15 protein-coding genes are annotated in these 16,251 nt (G+C 72.5%); 11 read left to right on the plus strand and 4 right to left on the minus strand.

Annotated elements, in window-relative coordinates; translation table 11 throughout:
* Window positions 1–29 precede the first annotated feature (29 nt).
* From FHU40_RS12240 to FHU40_RS12290, 11 genes are all read left to right on the plus strand, one after another.
* Window positions 30–881 (plus strand): MaoC/PaaZ C-terminal domain-containing protein, encoded by an 852-nt coding sequence (locus FHU40_RS12240; RefSeq protein ID WP_183592609.1) that lies wholly within the window; start codon window positions 30–32, stop codon window positions 879–881.
* Window positions 882–1,447: 566 nt separating this feature from the next.
* Entirely contained in the window at window positions 1,448–2,575 is a 1,128-nt protein-coding gene (locus FHU40_RS12245; protein WP_183592610.1) for an ABC transporter substrate-binding protein, read from the plus strand.
* 28 nt (window positions 2,576–2,603) lie between these two features.
* Window positions 2,604–3,416 carry an LLM class flavin-dependent oxidoreductase gene (locus FHU40_RS12250; RefSeq protein ID WP_183592611.1) on the plus strand — a complete coding sequence of 271 codons (813 nt, stop codon included), beginning with the start codon at window positions 2,604–2,606 and terminating at the stop codon, window positions 3,414–3,416.
* 1 nt (window position 3,417) lies between these two features.
* Window positions 3,418–4,341, plus strand: coding sequence for an LLM class flavin-dependent oxidoreductase (locus FHU40_RS12255; RefSeq protein ID WP_183592612.1), 924 nt, complete (start codon window positions 3,418–3,420; stop codon window positions 4,339–4,341).
* Between the two features lie 2 nt (window positions 4,342–4,343).
* Window positions 4,344–5,543, plus strand: a complete 1,200-nt coding sequence (locus FHU40_RS12260; RefSeq protein WP_246390747.1) for an acyl-CoA dehydrogenase family protein — start codon at window positions 4,344–4,346, stop codon at window positions 5,541–5,543.
* Entirely contained in the window at window positions 5,543–6,571 is a 1,029-nt protein-coding gene (locus FHU40_RS12265; RefSeq protein ID WP_183592614.1) for an acyl-CoA dehydrogenase family protein, read from the plus strand. The genes FHU40_RS12260 and FHU40_RS12265 overlap by 1 nt, the downstream gene beginning before the upstream one ends.
* Window positions 6,568–8,130, plus strand: coding sequence for an AMP-binding protein (locus FHU40_RS12270; protein ID WP_183592615.1), 1,563 nt, complete (start codon window positions 6,568–6,570; stop codon window positions 8,128–8,130). Before FHU40_RS12265 ends, FHU40_RS12270 begins: the two co-directional genes overlap by 4 nt.
* Window positions 8,127–8,522, plus strand: coding sequence for a Zn-ribbon domain-containing OB-fold protein (locus tag FHU40_RS29495; RefSeq protein WP_183592616.1), 396 nt, complete (start codon window positions 8,127–8,129; stop codon window positions 8,520–8,522). The genes FHU40_RS12270 and FHU40_RS29495 overlap by 4 nt, the downstream gene beginning before the upstream one ends.
* Window positions 8,519–9,673, plus strand: a complete 1,155-nt coding sequence (locus tag FHU40_RS12280) for a thiolase C-terminal domain-containing protein (protein WP_183592617.1) — start codon at window positions 8,519–8,521, stop codon at window positions 9,671–9,673. The genes FHU40_RS29495 and FHU40_RS12280 overlap by 4 nt, the downstream gene beginning before the upstream one ends.
* Before the next feature lie 29 nt (window positions 9,674–9,702).
* A complete protein-coding gene (locus FHU40_RS12285) occupies window positions 9,703–10,896 on the plus strand; it encodes an ABC transporter substrate-binding protein (protein ID WP_183592618.1) in 1,194 nt (397 codons plus the stop codon).
* A gap of 643 nt (window positions 10,897–11,539) precedes the next feature.
* The gene (locus tag FHU40_RS12290; RefSeq protein ID WP_183592619.1) at window positions 11,540–12,784 is read left to right on the plus strand and encodes an HNH endonuclease signature motif containing protein; all 1,245 of its coding nucleotides are present in this window, start codon (window positions 11,540–11,542) and stop codon (window positions 12,782–12,784) included.
* Between the two features lie 163 nt (window positions 12,785–12,947).
* Here FHU40_RS12290 and FHU40_RS12295 read toward each other — a convergent pair whose 3' ends face one another.
* Genes FHU40_RS12295 through FHU40_RS12310 form a run of 4 tightly spaced genes read right to left on the minus strand, consistent with a single transcriptional unit; the run spans window position 12,948 to window position 16,090 of the window.
* Window positions 12,948–13,832, minus strand: coding sequence for a TIGR03620 family F420-dependent LLM class oxidoreductase (locus FHU40_RS12295; RefSeq protein WP_221199820.1), 885 nt, complete (start codon window positions 13,830–13,832; stop codon window positions 12,948–12,950).
* Window positions 13,829–14,314, minus strand: coding sequence for a nuclear transport factor 2 family protein (locus FHU40_RS12300; RefSeq protein WP_183592620.1), 486 nt, complete (start codon window positions 14,312–14,314; stop codon window positions 13,829–13,831). Before FHU40_RS12300 ends, FHU40_RS12295 begins: the two co-directional genes overlap by 4 nt.
* A gap of 13 nt (window positions 14,315–14,327) precedes the next feature.
* A complete protein-coding gene (locus tag FHU40_RS12305; protein WP_183592621.1) occupies window positions 14,328–14,813 on the minus strand; it encodes a MaoC family dehydratase in 486 nt (161 codons plus the stop codon).
* Window positions 14,810–16,090, minus strand: a complete 1,281-nt coding sequence (locus tag FHU40_RS12310; RefSeq protein ID WP_183592622.1) for an acetyl-CoA hydrolase/transferase family protein — start codon at window positions 16,088–16,090, stop codon at window positions 14,810–14,812. Before FHU40_RS12310 ends, FHU40_RS12305 begins: the two co-directional genes overlap by 4 nt.
* Between the last annotated feature and the right edge of the window lie 161 nt (window positions 16,091–16,251).

A 16,251-nucleotide genomic window follows, 5' to 3' on the forward strand; every position in this document is an offset into this window, starting at 1 on the left:
CCCATCTCCCTTCCCGTCCAGGAGGTTCCATGCCGCTCGACCCCACCTTCATCGGCAGCGCGAGCGAGCCGCGCACGGTCCGCTGGACCACGAAGGAGTCGCTGCTCTACGCGCTCGCCGTCGGCGCGGGCCAGGCCGATCCACTGGCCGAGCTGGCCTTCACGACCGAGAACACCGCCGGCACCGAGCAGCAGGTGATCCCCACCTTCGCGGTGGTGCTGGGGTTCGGCGACGGCATGCCGGAGATCGGCGACTACGACCCGACGCGAGCGGTGCATGCCGAGCAGCAGGTCGAGGTGGCCGGCCCGTTGCCGCCGGCGGGGGAGGCCGTCGTCACCACGACGGTGACGCAGATGTGGGACAAGGACCCGCACGCCATGGTGTGGACGGAGACCGAGCTGCGGGAGCCAGGGAGCGAGCGGCTGCTGGCCAGTAGCCGGACCGGCGCGTTCCTCGGCGGCGCGGGCGGGTTCGGCGGGGAGCGCGGACCGACCGCGGCGTGGTCCGCCCCGGAGCGCGTGCCCGACGTGGAGGTGGAGTTCGCGACCCGGCCCGACCAGGCGCTGCTCTACCGACTGACCGGCGACCGCAACCCGCTCCACTCCGACCCCGCCTTCGCCGCGCGCGGGGGCTTCGAGCGGCCGATCCTGCACGGCATGTGCACCTACGGCTACGCCGCGCGGCTGCTCGTCAACGAGCTGTGCGGCGGGGACGCCTCGCGCCTGCGCACGATGTCGGGCCGCTTCACCCGGCCTGTCCTCCCCGGCGACACCCTCCGCCTCCTGGCCTGGCGCGATCCGGACGGCGCCGACTTCCGCGTCCTCGCCGCCACCGGCGACCCCGTGCTCGACCGGGGCCGCGTCGTCCTGAGCGGTGGTTGAGTCCGGTCCGGTGGTTTCGAGACGGTTGCTAGCGCAACCTCCTCAACCACCGTGTTCGGGAGGTCGGTGGGTGAGGTGTGAGGGCCGCCAGGCCCGAGCCGGTCGCGGTGGTTGCGGTGTGAGGGCCGCCAGGCCCGAGCCTCGAAACCACGACGTCGCCGGCGGGGTCGGCGGTTTCGAGACGGTTGCTAGCGCAACCTCCTCAACCACCGTGTTCGGGAGGTCGGTGGTTGAGGTGTGAGGGCCGCCAGGCCCGAGCCTCGAAACCACGACGTCGCCGGCGGGCCGGTGGTTTCGAGACGGTTGCTAGCGCAACCTCCTCAACCACCGTCGTCGCGAACGCTCCAGCGCCTTCGCGCCTCGGCCAGCGTGGCCGTGCCGCGACCCCGTGCCTGCGGAAACGCTCGATTTCCGTCATCGATGGCCATTGCGTGACGGCCGTCACTGTGCAAATATCAAGTGCTTGCTTCACTTTAATCAAGCACTTGCTTGATTACCTGCTCATGAAAGGGACGCTTGTGTCTCGATCCATCACCAGTCGGCGGCGGCTCCACGCCCTCGTCGCCATGACCACGGCGGCCATCGTCGTTCTCTCGGGATGCGGCTCCTCGGACGAGGGGAGCGACGGTGCCACGGAGTACCTGGTCGGGTTCCCGGCCCTCACGTCCGGACCGGCGGCGTTCGCCGGCGTTCCGATCACCGAAGGCGCGAAGCTCGCGGCGAAGGAGATCAACGACACCGGCTTCCTCGGGGAGGACGCCACCGTCGAGCTGAAGATCGACGACATCAAGAGCGACCCGGCGCAGGCGATCGCCCTCTACCGGCAGTACGTCGCCGACGGAGCGTCCGGCGTGCTGTGCTGCGGTCTGTCCTCCGAGGCGGGTGCGCTGGCGCCGATCATCGAGCAGAGCAAGACGCCGGCGATCGTCACCTCGGCGATCCTGGCCGGCCTCGCGAAGCCGCCCTACGTCTACCGTCCGGTGGTCCTGCCGGCCGAGTCGGGCGGGATCTACGACCAGTTCGTCGACACGGTCGTCCCGGCCGAGAAGATCAAGACCGTGGTCATGGTCGTCACCTCCGACAACGACGGCATGGTCGGCGACGCCGAGGTGTGGCAGGCGGCGCTCGAGCGCAACGGCGTCGAGGTCGTGAAGACGATCCAGACCGCGTCGACCGACACCAACTACACGCAGGCGGCGACCGAGATCCAGTCGCTCGACCCCGACGCCGTGGTGGCCAGCATGCTGGGCACGCCGGCCGCGCTGCTCGCGAAGTCGCTGCGCGAGCGCGACTACGAGAAGCGCATCCTCACCAGCTACGGCGTCGACAGCGCCGAGCTCTACAAGACCTCCGGCGGCGGCCTGAGGGGCACGCTGTTCGCTGTTCCGTTCCAGGCGGGGTTCACCGACAACGAGATGGCGACGAAGTTCACCGCGGCGTACGAGAAGGAGTACGGCAAGGAGCCGGACATGTACGGCGCGCAGGGCTACACCGCCATGTGGCTGCTGGCCCAGGGCATCAAGGACGCCGGCAGCAAGGACGCCGAGGACGTCGCGAAGGCGCTCGAGGCGATCACCTCGCAGGACTCGGTCTACGGCGAGCTGACCTACGAGGGCGGCCAGGCGAGCCTGAACGCGCCGGGTAGCTACCTCGAGTGGGGCGACGACGGCCAGCTGGTCGAGTGGGCCGGCTGACGCCGATCTCGTGACGGAGAGGATGTCGATGGACCTCGGACTCGCGTGCAGCTTCCGGACCACCGGCGGTGACCGACTCGGCCCTGCGCTCGCGCAGGCCGGGCGGGCCGCCGAGGATCTGGGCTTCGCGTCCTGGTGGGCCGCTGGCGACCGCGAGGTCGCGGCGGACCGGTCCCACGACCCGACTCTCGGGCTGCAGTGCGTGGCCCGGGAGACGACGGTGATCCGGCTCGGCTACTCCGGAGACCTCCTCTCCACCGAGGTGGCGGCGGTCCGCGCGAAGCGGATCGCCAGCCTCGACTGGTTCGGTCGCGGACGGGTGGAGCTGGGTCTCGACCTGGCCCGCCCGCCCGCGGCGCTGGCCGACCCGTTCCGCCCGGTCGACGACCACGTCGGACTGGCCGTGGACCGGCTCGCCGCGATGCGTCAGCTCTGGACCCAGCGCCGGGCCACGCACGAGGGGGAGCACGTCTCCTTCGCCGGAGCGATCGCGCTCCCCAAGCCGGTCGGGGACCGGGTGCCGGCGACCCATCTGCGCGCGACGACGCCCGACGTGCTGGAGCGGTACGTCGCGGCCTGCGGCGCCCCGCACGGGTGGCTGGCCTGGCTCGAGACGCCGGGCGAGCTGGTGGCCGGCGTCGAGGCGCTCACCCAGGTGCTCGGCGAGGCGGCCGACGACGTACGTCGCACCTGGTTCGTCCGCGCCGCCGACCTGGCCGCCTCGCGCGACGCCGTGGCCGGCCTGCAGGTGCGGGTCGACGAGGTCGTGGCCTACGTCGACCACGTGCCCACGCCCACCGAGCTGACCGAGCTGGCCGGGCTCGCGGGGCTGGTGGCCTGACATGACCGTGACGAGCAAGCAGGGAGTGCCGGTGGAGATCGGTCTGGTCGACCTGTTCGACGGCTCCGTCGAGCGGGACACGGGATTCATGGCGGCCTTCGGTCGGACCGCCGAGCGGCTCGGCTTCTCGGGCATCTGGCTGCCCGAGCACATCATGTTCTTCGACGAGTACACCTCGGCGTACCCGTATCCGGAGGCGCCGTCGGCCGACGACCCCGACCGCGTGGAGCGGCACAACAAGACCGTCGACGGCAAGCCGCGGGTCGAGGCGGCCGCGGACCAGGGCCTGCTCGACGTGCTGCAGGCGGCCGCCGAGGTGTGCCACGCCACGACCCGGCTGCGGATCGGCAGCTCCGTGCTGCTGCTGCCGCTGCGCAACCCGCGGATGCTCGCGCGTGAGCTGATGACGCTCGGCGAGCTGACCGACGGCCGCTTCGACCTCGGTGTCGGCGTGGGCTGGTCGGCCGAGGAGTTCGCCGCCTGCGAGACCGACTTCAAGACCCGCGGCCGGCGCTGCGGCGACGACCTGGCCGAGCTCGGTCGGCTCTGGGAGGACGCCGCCGAGATCTACCCCGAGCGGCCCCCGGCGCTGCCGCGGATGCTGGTCGGCGGTCACTCCGCCGCGGCGCTGCGGCGGGCGGCCGAGGTGGCGACCGGCTGGTACCCGTGGAACCTCACGATGCCGCAGTTCGCCGAACACCACGCGACATACGGCGAGCTGCTCGACGCGGCCGGCCGCGACCGCGCCGACCAGCACGTGGTGGCCGGGCTCCGGTTCACCGGCGACTTCGCCGCGCTGCCCGACATCGTCGCCCGGTACGCCGAGATCGGCGCCGACGGCGTGAACATCTCGCTGCGGATGGAGGTCGACAGCTACGCCGACACCATGGCCGCGGTCGCCGACGCCCTGGAGCTGGCGGCGTGAGCATGAGCGTGACCGACGTCGAGGTCGAGGAGTTCCGCGCGGAGGTGCGGGCCTGGCTGGCCGAGCACGTGCCCGCCGAGCCGCTGCCGTCGTGGACCGAGCGCGCGGGGTTCGACCTGCACCGAGACTGGGAGCGGACCCTGTTCGAGGGTGGGTACGCCGCCGTCGACTGGCCGGCCGAGTACGGCGGCCGGGACGCCGGCCTACGCCGTTCGATCGCCTTCGCTGAGGAGTACTACCGCGCGGGGGCGCCGGAGCGGATCAACATGGGCGGGCTCTACCTGCTCGGACCGGTGCTCATGCAGTACGGCACCCCCGAGCAGTGCGCGCGCTGGATCCCGGACCTGCTGGCCTGCCGGACCATCTGGTGCCAGGGCTTCTCCGAGCCCGGCTCCGGCTCGGACCTCGCGTCGCTGCGGACCCGCGCCGAGCGCGACGGCGACCACTTCGTCGTCAACGGCCAGAAGATCTGGACGTCGATGGGCGGCTTCGCCGACTGGATCTTCGCGCTGGTGCGCACCGACCCCGAGGCGGGGCGCAGGCGCAAGCACGACGGCATCACGTTCCTCTGCATCGACCTGCGCTCGCCCGGGGTCGAGGTGCGGCCGCTCACGATGGTCGACGGCACGAGGGGCTTCGCGGAGGTCTTCTTCACCGACGTCCGGGTGCCGGTCGAGAACGTCGTGGGCGAGGTCGACCGGGGCTGGGCGGTCGCGATGTCCACGCTCGGCTTCGAGCGGGGCGCGGTGTTCGGCGACCACGCCAAGTTCTCCAACGACGTCGCGTCGCTCGCGGCACTGGTCTCCGCGCGCGGCCTGGCCGACGACGAGGCCGCGCTCGACGAGCTCGGGCGGGTGCTGGTGCAGACCGAGGTCTACCGCGCGAACGTCTACCGGCTCGCGGCGCTCGCCGAGGCGGGCGGCAATCTGGACAGCACCGCGAGCATCAACAAGATCTTCTGGACCCAGATGCAGCACGACATCTTCGACACCGGCCTGCGCCTGATGCAGGAGGACGGTGCCGTCGTCGGCGACCCGGGAGCCCTGCCCGGCGCCGACGACCCGACCCTCCGGGCGTGGTCCGAGTGGCACCACCGCTACTGGTACGCCCGGGCCGCGATGATCTTCGGAGGGACGAACGAGATCCAGCGCAACATCGTGAGTGAACGCGTGCTCGGACTGCCGATGGAGCCTCGACGCTGATGACCAACGACATCCTCGACCAGGAGCGGCAGGCGCTCGTCGAGCTGACCGACGACCTGCTCGGTCGCCACTGCGATCTCGACCACCTCCGAGCCCGGCTCGACGAGGGCACCGCGCACACGCCGCAACTCTGGGCCCGACTCACCGAGACCGGCCTGGTCTCGGCACTCGTGCCGGAGGAGCACGGCGGCGCGGGTCTCGCCCCGGCGTACCTCTCCGGGGTGCTGCACAGCCTCGGCCGGCACGCGGTGCCGGAGCCGTACCTCGAGACCGCCGTGGTCGCGACCGCGGTGCTCGGCGCCCTGCCCGGCGCCGAGGCCGCGACGTGGCTCCAGCGGATCGCCGCCGGAGAGGCGCTCGTCGCCGTCCGGATCGGCGACCTGACGCCGTACGTCGCGCACGCCGCCGACGCCGACCTGCTGCTCGACCTCGCCGACGACGGCGCGATCCGCGGCTACGCACCCGCCGACCTCGACGTCGAGCCGGTCGCGGCCCTCGACCCGCTGCGCCCGCTCGCCCGGGTGGGTCTGCGCGGCGGGGGCGTGCTGCTCGGCAGGTCCGCCGAGGTGGTGGCCCGGGCCCGGACGCTCGCGGTCGCCGGCACCGCCTGCCTGCTCGCCGGCGCCTCGCGGCGGCTGCTCGACCTCACCGTCGAGTACGTCGCGATGCGCCAGCAGTTCGGCCGGCCGGTCGGCTCCTTCCAGGCCGTCAAGCACAAGGCGGCCGACATGGCGGTGATGGTCGACATGGCCACCGCCGCCGCACTCTCGGCGTTCGACGCCGTCGACGAGCCGGACGCCTTCCGGCGCGCGGCGGCCGCCAAGGCCTACGCCGGCGACGCGGCCCACCTCGCCAACGTCGAGGCGCTGCAGCTGCACGGCGGGATCGGCTTCACCTGGGAGTACCACCTGCACATCTGGCTGAAGCGGGTGATGGGCCTGGCCGCGTCGTACGGCACCACGGCGACGCTGCGGCGCACGCTCGCGCGCGAGCTGCTCGCGTCGGTCGAGGAGGTGCGGCGCGGATGAGCGACCCGGGAATCGGGTTGGGGTTCTGGCGGCTCGCCGCGGCCGACCCGGAGGCGCTCGCGGTCGTCGATCCCGACGGCAGCGAGCTGACCCGCGGCGAGCTGGTCGGCCGGGCGAACGCCATCGGCCGGGTGCTCCGCGAGTGCGGCCTGCAGCGCGGCGACCGGGTCGTCGGCGTGCTGGCCAACGAGTCCTGGGCCCTGGCGCTGGTGCTCGCCTGCCAGCAGGTAGGCAGCTACTTCGTCCCCGTCAACACCTCGCTCACCACGGCCGAGGTCTCCTACATCATCGGTGACGCCGACCCGGTCGCGGTGGTCGCCTCGGCGGCATACGCCGACACGCTCCGGTCGGCCGCCGACGGGGCCGGCTTCCCGGCCGAGCGCCGGTTCGCGTTCGGCGCCGAGCCGGGGCTGCGCGACCTGACCGCGGAGCTCTGGGGTGTGGCCACGGGCCCGCTGGAGGACCGGTCGCCGGGCTCCTACCTCGGCTACACGTCGGGCACGACCGGCCGCCCGAAGGGCGTGCTGCGCCGGCTCGCCGAGGGTGACCCCGACGACGTCTTCGCCGCCGGAGCGGCCTGGCAGCTGGGCATGTTCGGCATCCAGCCCCTCGACGACGGCGTGCACCTGGTGACCTCGCCGCTCAGCCACACCGCGGTGAGCGGCCTCGCCGTGACGTCGCTGCACTACGGGCACGCGATCGTGCTGATGGCGCGCTTCGACGCGGAGCGGATGCTGGAGCTGGTGCAGGAGCACGCGGTGACGACGACCCACATGGTCCCGACGCAGCTGCACCGGCTGCTGCGCCTGCCCGACGACGTGCGCGCGGCGTACGACGTGAGCAGCATGCGCAACCTCGTGCACGGCGCCGGCCCGTGCCCCGCGTCGGTCAAGCGGGCGATGATCGACTGGTTCGGCCCGGTGGTCTGGGAGTACTACGGCGCCACCGAGGCGGCCGGCACCGTGATCGCCTCCGCGGAGTGGCTCGAGCGGCCCGGCAGCGTGGGCCGGCCGCAGCCGGGCGCCGAGGTGCGCGTCCTGGACGCCGACGGCGCCGAGGTGCCGGCGGGGGTGTCTGGCGTGGTGTACCTGCGGATGGGTGCCCACGCGTTCGAGTACCGCGGCGACGAGGACAAGACCAGGTCGACGCGGCACGGTGACTTCGTCACCGTCGGCGACCTCGGCCACCTCGACGAGGCGGGCTACCTGTTCCTGCTCGGCCGCACCGCCGAGGTGATCGTCAGCGGCGGCGTCAACATCTACCCCGCGGAGGTCGAGGCGGCGCTGCTCGAGCATCCCGACGTGCAGGATGCCGGCGTCATCGGACTGCCCGACCCGGAGTGGGGCGAGTCGGTGTGCGCGGTCGTCCAGGTGTCGTCCGGCTCGCCGTTGACCGAGGACGTCAGCTCGGCGGCCGCCGAGCTGACGGCGTTCCTGGGCGACCGGGTCGCGCGCTACAAGCTGCCGCGCCGGTTCCAGGTCGTCGCCGAGCTCCCGCGCGGAGCCAACGGCAAGCTCCGCAAGCATCTGCTGCCCGATCTCGTCAGGGAGACCACGTGAAGCCCGTCCCCAGTCCGACACCCGACACCCAGGAGTGGTTCGACCGCATCGACGCGGGCTCGCTCACCGTGCCGCGCTGCCGAGCCTGCGCGTCGTACTTCCTGTACCCGCGCAGCGTCTGCCCGCGCTGCGGCGCGCGCTCGGTGGAGCTGGTCGAGGCGGCCGGCACCGGGACCCTGATGTCCTTCGTGGTCAACCACCGTGGGCCGTCCGGGTTCGACCCGCCGTACGTGCTGGCCGTCGTCAGGCTGGCCGAGGGGCCGCACCTGACGGGGACGCTGGTCACCGACCAGCCGGCCCTCGTCGAGGTCGACGCGCCGGTGCGCGTGGCGTTCGAGCAGCGCGGCGACCGCCGTGTGGTGTGTTTCGAGCTGGAGGACGAGCGCGGATGACGCTGCGCGGAGCGGTCGCGATCATCGGAGCGGCCGAGAGCACCGACCTGGGCAAGATCCCCGACAAGTCCGCCCTGGAGCTGCACGTCGACGCGGCGCTCAACGCGCTCGCGGACTGCGGGCTCACGCCGGCGGACGTCGACGGCGTGGCCTCGGCCGGCGAGATGCCGGTCGACGTCGCCGACTACCTCGGCATCGTGCCGGAGTACCTCGACGGCACGAACGTCGGCGGGTCGTCGTACATGCTGCACGTGCGTCACGCGATGGCCGCGATCTCGGCCGGCCTGTGCGAGACCGTGCTCGTCACCCACGGCGAGTCGGGCCGGTCGCGGATCGGCATGGTCCCGTGGGCCCCGGCGCCGCAGTCGCTGATGGCGCAGCTCGAGGTGCCGCACGGCCCGGTGGGCGCGCCCTCGCTCTTCCCGATCGGGGTGCGCCGCTACATGGCGGAGTACGGCATGACGCGCGAGCAGCTCGCCATGGTCCCGGTGGTGCAGCGGCAATGGGCGGCGATGAACCCGCGGGCGAAGCTCCGTGACCCGATCACGGTCGACGACGTGCTGTCGTCGCCGGTCATCGCCGACCCGGTGCACCTCCTGCACTGCTGCCTGGTCACCGACGGAGGCGGCGCCCTCGTGCTCACCTCGGCCGAGCGGGCCCGGGCGATGGACCTGTCGACGCCGCCCGTCTACGTGCTCGGCGCCGGCGAGTCCAGCGAGTCCTCCGTGGTCTCCGGCCTGGAGAGCCTCACGTCGTCGCGGGCGATCCGCATCGGCGGGCAGCGGGCCTTCGAGCAGGCCGGGCTGCGGCACGACGAGGTCGACCACCTGATGATCTACGACGCGTTCGCGCACGTCCCGATCTACGGCCTCGAGGACCTCGGGTTCGTGGGGCGCGGCGAGGCGCCGGCGTTCATCGCCGACGGCAACACGGCGCCCGGCGGGCGGTTGCCGCTGAACACCAACGGCGGCGGCCTGGCCTACACGCACACCGGCATGTACGGGATGTTCGCGATCCAGGAGGGCGTTCGCCAGGTGCGCGGCACGGCGCCGGCGCAGGTCGCGGGCGTGGACATCAGCGTCGTCACCGGTGTCGGCGGCATGTTCATGAGCTCCGGAACCCTGGTCCTGGGCAGTCCCGCGACCGTCTGACCCACTCACTCGAGCGACAGGAGTCGTCGATGTACGGCAGTTCCGCGGCCCGGCGCCGCACCATGGTCCTCGGCGCGGCCGCGCTGGCCCTCGCGCTGACCCTCGCGCTGGCCGGCTGCGGTGGCGGCGACGACAGTGGCGACGGTGGCGAGGTCTACCTCGTCGGCGCGCCGATCGTGCAGTCCGGACCGGGCGCGTTCGCCGGCGTACCGGTGGCTCAGGGCATCGAGCTCGCGGTCTCCGAGATCAACGAGAGCGGATTCCTCGGCGACGATGCGCGGCTCGAGCTGGAGATCGTCGACACCGCCGGCGACCCGGCGAAGGCGATCGCGGCCTACAAGCAGCTCGAGGCCGACGGTGCCGCCGGCCTGCTGTGCTGCACGCTCGGAGGCGAGGCCGGGGCGCTCGCCCCGCAGCTGGCCGCGGGATCGACGGCCGCCGTCGTGACCGTGTCGATCCTCGAGGGACTGGCCAGCCCACCCCACCTGTTCCGGCCCTTCGAGGTGCCCTCGGAGTCGGGCGGCACCTACGACCAGTTCCTCGACGACGTCCTCGGCGACGGCGGCTACGCCGACGCGGTGATGGTCGTCAACGACGACAACGACGCGATGGTCCAGGACGGCAAGGTGTACGCCGCCGGTCTGGCGCGCCACGACGTCGAGCTGCTCGAGACGATCAAGGTCGGCACGGCGGAGACCTCCTACACCGGCGTCGCGACCCAGATCGCCGCCGCCGACCCCGCCGTCGTGGTCGCCAGCACCATCGGCTCCGCGACGGCCAACCTGGCCAAGGCGCTGCGCGAGCGCGGCTACGACAGGCCGATCGTCTCCAACGTCGGCGCGGACAGCCGCGCGGCGTACGACGCCTCGGCGGGCGCGATGGCCGGCACGATCTTCCCCACGCCGTACCACGCGGACTTCCCGGTCAACGACCTCGGCGAGGAGTTCGCCGCGGCGTACAGCGAGGAGTACGGCAGCGCCCCCGACATGTTCGCCGCCCAGGGCTACACCGCCACCTGGCTCCTCGCGACCGCGATCCGCGACGCGGGCAGCGGCGACCCCGAGGACGTCGGCGCCGCCCTGACCGCGATCGAGCAGCAGGAGAGCGTCTACGGCGACATCAGCTACCACGACGGCCAGGCCGAGGTCGCCGACCCGGCACGCCACCTGGTCTGGGGCGACAACGGCACCCTCACCGAGTGGGCCAGCTCCCACGGTGGTTGAGGAAGGCGCGCTAGCGCCTGGGGCGTGACGGTGGTTGAGGAAGGCGCGCTAGCGCCTGGGGGGGTCACGGTGGTTGAGGAAGGCGCGCTAGCGCCTGTCTCGAAACCACCTGGTCCGCGCGTGCGGCTGGTGTCGGCGTCCTCCCGGAGGCGCCAGTGTGGGTGCGCATCCTCCGCCGTCAAGGGTCCGCTTCGCCGCTTCGCGCCCTTGACGGCTCCTCCCGCGCACCCGTTTGGCGCCTATCGGGACGACGCCGACCTGCGGTCGGGACGCGCGTTGGCTGGGTGGGTTTCGAGACGGTTGCTAGCGCAACCTCCTCAACCACCGTCGCCGGGACCACGGTGGTTGAGGAAGGCGCGCTGGCGCCTGTCTCGAAACCACCACCCAGCGCCCGACCGACCGCATCCGCCGACGCAGCAGGGTTTCGAGACGGTTGCTAGCGCAACCTCCTCAACCACCGTCGTCGGGGGCACGGTGGTTGAGGAAGGCGCGCTAGCGCCTGTCTCGAAACCACCCCTCCACAAGACATCCGATCCGGGTGTGGAGGAGCGCCCCGGATCGTGACCTGTTCGTGACCCAGAACCCTGTGGAATAAGGGGATTCAGGGCCTTGAGTGTCGGTGGCGGGTGCTTGAGTAGGGGTCATGACAGCACAGGCCACGCCGCGACACCGGGTGTCGACGACGACCGCGCAGATGCGCGAGCTCGCCGACGCGGTGGCCGATGCGTCGGTGTGGTCCATGGACCCTGCCGAGGCCGGCGCGACGCTGGTCGAGTTGACCCGGTTGGCGGCGCAGGTCAGCGAGCTGCAGGCCCGGGTCGCCGCGCACGCCGACACCATCCACGTCGGCGAAGAGGTGGGTGCCTCCAGTGCGGCGAACTGGCTGGCCCACCAGACGAAGGCGACCCGGGCGGCGCCGTACGGCGCGGTGCGGCTCGGCCACGACCTCGAACAGCACCCCATGACGCGGGAGGCGCTCGCGGCCGGGGAGATCGACGTCGAGCGGGCGCGGGTGGTGCTCCGGTGGGTCGACCGACTCCCCACCGACCTCGACACCGACACCCGGGAGAAGGCCGAGGCGCACCTACTCGCCGAGGCGCGTCATCACGACGCGAAGGCGTTGGGCCGGCTGGGGCGGCGGCTGTGGGAGGTCATCGCCCCAGCCGAGGCCGACGCCCACGAAGCCGACATCCTCCAACGGCAGGAGGCGGCCGCGCTGCGGGCCTGCTCGCTGACGATGGTCGACGACGGGGACGGCAAGACCCGCGGTCGGTTCACGCTGCCGACCTATCACGCCGCCGCCCTCAAGAAGATCCTGATGGCCCTGGCCGCCCCGAAGCACGTGGCGGCGACCCAGGGCCCCGGCGTGGAGCGGCGGCCCGGTCCCGAGGCGCTGGGTCGGGCGCTGTGCGAGCTGATCGAGCGCTACCCGGTCGACCGGCTGCCGGCCACCGGCGGTGTGAACGCCACCGTCGTGGTGGTGATCGACGAGGACACCCTCACGGGCCGGCTGGAGAAGGCCGGGATCTTGGACACCGGCGACCGGATCTCACCCGCGATGGCGCGGCGACTCGCCTGCGAGGCCGGCATCATTCCCGCCGTCCTGGGCGGTGCCTCGGTCCCGCTGGACCTGGGTAGGCGGAGTCGGTATCACAGCGAGCATCAGCGGATCGCGATGTTCCTGCGCGACCGCGGTTGCCGCGCCGAGGGCTGCGACCGCACGGCCGGCCTCCACGCCCACCACCAGACCAGATGGGCCGATGGAGGCCACACCAACCTCACCGACAGCGCGTCCCTGTGCGCCTGGCACCACACCCTCATCCACGACCCGGCCTACGTGACGAGGTACCTCCCCAACGGGAAGATCCAGTTCCACCGGCGAACGTGAGGTCAGGCTCAGATTCGGCCTGGCTCCCCGAGCTCGCTCGGTCGACCACGGCGACAGCTTCTTCGCCACCACGGTGCTGGCTGGCCTGCGAGAGATCGCTGCGATCACCTGGCGCGCGACACCTTCCGGCAAGATCACGATCAACCTCGGCCGATCCGGCAGATCAGTGCAGCGCCGCGAAGAGCCGCTGCCAGTCCGCGACCGGCAGCGGCTGCTCCTGCCAGCCCGCCTCCCGGTCGAGCATCTGCACGGCGACGTGGTCGGCCCCGGCCGCCAGGTGCTCCCGGAGCCGGGCCGCGACCCGCTCCGGGTCGCCCCACATCACGAGTGCGTCAACCAGTCGGTCCGAGCCGCCGTCGGCGGCGTCGTCCTCGGTGAAGCCCAGGCGCAGCCAGCTGTTCACGTAGTTCGGCTGGCCGAGGTACATCGCGAGGTGGCGCCGGGCCACGGTCCGGGCGGTGTCGGGGTTGGCGTCGAGCACGACCATCTGGGTCGGGGCTAGGAAGGGGTCGGGGCCGAGGATCCGTCGTGCGTCGGCGGTGTGGTCGACGGTGGTCAGATAGGGGTGCGCGCCGGCGGCGCGGGTGGCCGCGAGCTCGAGCATCTTCGGTCCGAGCGCGGCGAGGACGCGGCTGTGCCGCCCGACGGTCACCGGGCCCGTCGCGTCGAGGCCGTCGAGGTAGGTGCGCAACTGGGTGAGCGGTCGCCGGTAGCGTCCGGCGGCGCCCCGGTCGACGAGCTGGGCGTGGCTCACGCCGAGGCCGAGGAGGAAGCGGTGCCGGTCGGCGTCGGGGAGCGACTGTACGCCGGTCGCCACCTCGTCGGGAGACATGGTCCAGATGCTCAGGATGCCGGTGGCCACGGTCACTCGGGAGGTCGCGCCGAGCAGGTCCGCCACCCGCTCGAACGGGTCGGACAGCCCGCCGGTCATCCAGAGCGCCGAGCAGCCGGCCTCCTCGAGTGCGGCCGCGGCCTCGACGGCGGCGGCGCGCTCGCGCAGGCGCAGCCCGCTCGACCAGGCGCCCCACGGGCCGGTCGGCAGGCTCACGAGGCGTCCGCGTCGACGGAGAGCACCGAGCCGTGCGCGAGGTCGGCGACCCACGAGGCGAAGCGCCAGCCGTCCTCGGTGCGGACGAACTCGCCGACGTACTCACCGACGACGACGTGGCTGCCGCCGCTGCGGCGGTAGTAGGCGGTCCCCTTGAACCGTCCCGACGCCCGGTCGCCGTCGACCTCGACGACGCTGTTGGTGAAGGTGTGCAGGATCCAGGGCATCGACGTCTGCAGCCGGACGAACTGCTCGCGGATCTCGCCACGACCGCGGCACGGCGGTCGCGCGGCGTTGATGCAGTAGACGCCGTCGGCGACCCACAGCTCGGCGAGGGCGTCCGGGTCGGCGTGGCTCGGCCCGGCCCAGCCGCCGTCGCACAGCGAGTGGTACCGCGCGGCCAGGGCCTCGATGGCGCGGACGTCCTCCAGTTCGGCGAGCCGGGACTCGAGGGAGTCGAGCCGCTCCTCGAACGTCGTCATGGATGCTCCTCCGTCAGGCCTGGGCCGGCTCGCCCTCGGGCAGGAACCTGACCAGGGCCGAGCGCACCGCCCGGCAGACCAGGACGCCGTCCTGGTTCAGGCCCCGGTGCTCGAGGGTGACGATGCCCTGCCCCGGCCGCGACGCCGACGGCCGCTTGTCCTTGATCTCGGTCTCGCAGTAGAGCGTGTCGCCGATGAAGACCGGAGCGGGGAACGCGATCTCCTGGAAGCCGAGGTTGGCGATGGTCGTCTTCTGGGTCAGGTCGGGGACGCCGATGCTGCACACGATGCCCATCGTCAGCAGGCTGTTGACCAGGCGCTGCCCGAACTCCGACTCGGCGGACTTCACGGCGTCGAGGTGCAGCGTCTGGGTGTTGAGCGTGATGCTGCAGAACAGCACGTTGTCGGCCTCGGTGATGGTCCGGCCGGGCTCGTGCCGGTAGACGTCACCCGGCACCATCTCCTCGTAGTAGCGGCCGCGTCGGGTGTGGACGGTCATCGGTCCTCCTGGGGGTCGGCGAGCAGCTCGGCTCGGTGATCGGGATGGGCGACGGAGACGAGCGCCTCGGTGCGCTCGGCCTCGGTGCGGCCGCGGAGCCAGGCCACGCCGTGCTCCGTGACGACGACGTCGGGGGTGTGCCGGGCCAGGCTCACCACGTCGGCGCCGAGGCGCCGGACGATCCTGCTGTGCCGGCCGTCGGGCGTGGTCGACGACAGGGCGATCACGGAGAGGCCGCCGTCGGAACCGAAGCCGGCCTCGACGAAGTCCGCGCTGCCGCCGATGCCCGACACCTGGCGCCGGCCCACGAGCTCGGAGCCCACCTGGCCGGCGAGGTCGACCTCGACGGCCGAGTTGATCGCGACGAGCCGGGGGATCGCGGCCAGCGCCCGGGGCGCGTGCGAGATCCGGCTGTCGCGCATCACGATCGACGGGTTGCCGTCGGCGAAGTCCATCAGCGTCCGGGTGCCCATCAGCTCGGCCGCCGAGATCGCCGGGCGGTCGCCGATGTCGCTCCAGCGCAGGATGCCGCGCTCGAAGAGCGGCACCATCGCGTCGTTGGCCATCCCGACGAACCGCACCGCGCCGAGGTCGCTGCCGGCCAGGAAAGCCGTGAGCGCCTCGGGTACGGCGCCGATGCCGAGCTGGAGGGTGGGCGCCTCGGGCAGCAGGCCGAGGACGTGCTCGGCGACCCGGTCGCTCGTGGCGTCCCGGGGTGCAGCGGGGAAGTAGCACGCCGGCGTGTCCGCGTCGACGAGTACGTCGAGCTGCGACACGTGCACCATCGAGTCGCCGGTCGTGCGCGGCGTCTGCTCGTCGACCTCGGCGAGCACGAGGCCGGCCCGGGCGACGGCGTGGCAGACGTAGCTGGCCGACGGGCCGAGGCTGCACCAGCCGTTGCGGTCGGGCGGCGACACCCGGACCAGCGCGACCGACGTCGCCCACTCGTCGAGCAGCGCGGGCACGGCGGACCCGCGGGCCGGCACGTAGTCGACCTTCCCGGGCTCGAGCGCCGCGCGGGCCGGCCCGTAGGGGTGCCAGGTGCGGTAGCGGAGATGGCCGGAGGCGGCCGCGGGCAGGAACGGGTAGGCGCCGAGCTGGAGCCCGGAGTAGAGCGTCGGCCGGCCGAGCCCATCGGCGTGCTCGCCGAGCGCGGTGAGCAGGGTCTCGGGCGTCCCGCAGCCCGGCGCCGCGACGATGCTCGCTCCCGGCGCGATGCGGCGTACGGCGTCAGCGGCGCGCTGCGTGGAGAGGTGGCCCAGCACGGCGTCGAGCACCTCCCTCGGTGGCGGTCGGATCGACCCGACCTGGCCGATTCGTCGGCGTGACGCTAGCCTTGCCCGAGATTTTAAGCAAGTGCTTGATTCATGTCTTGACAGGGGCCATGTGACGTGGCTTACTTCTCGTCAAGCGAGCGCTTGATTCAGCCCAGAACGCT

This window comes from Nocardioides soli (assembly GCF_014191495.1).
In the GTDB taxonomy this organism is placed as follows: Bacteria; Actinomycetota; Actinomycetes; order Propionibacteriales; family Nocardioidaceae; genus Nocardioides; species Nocardioides soli.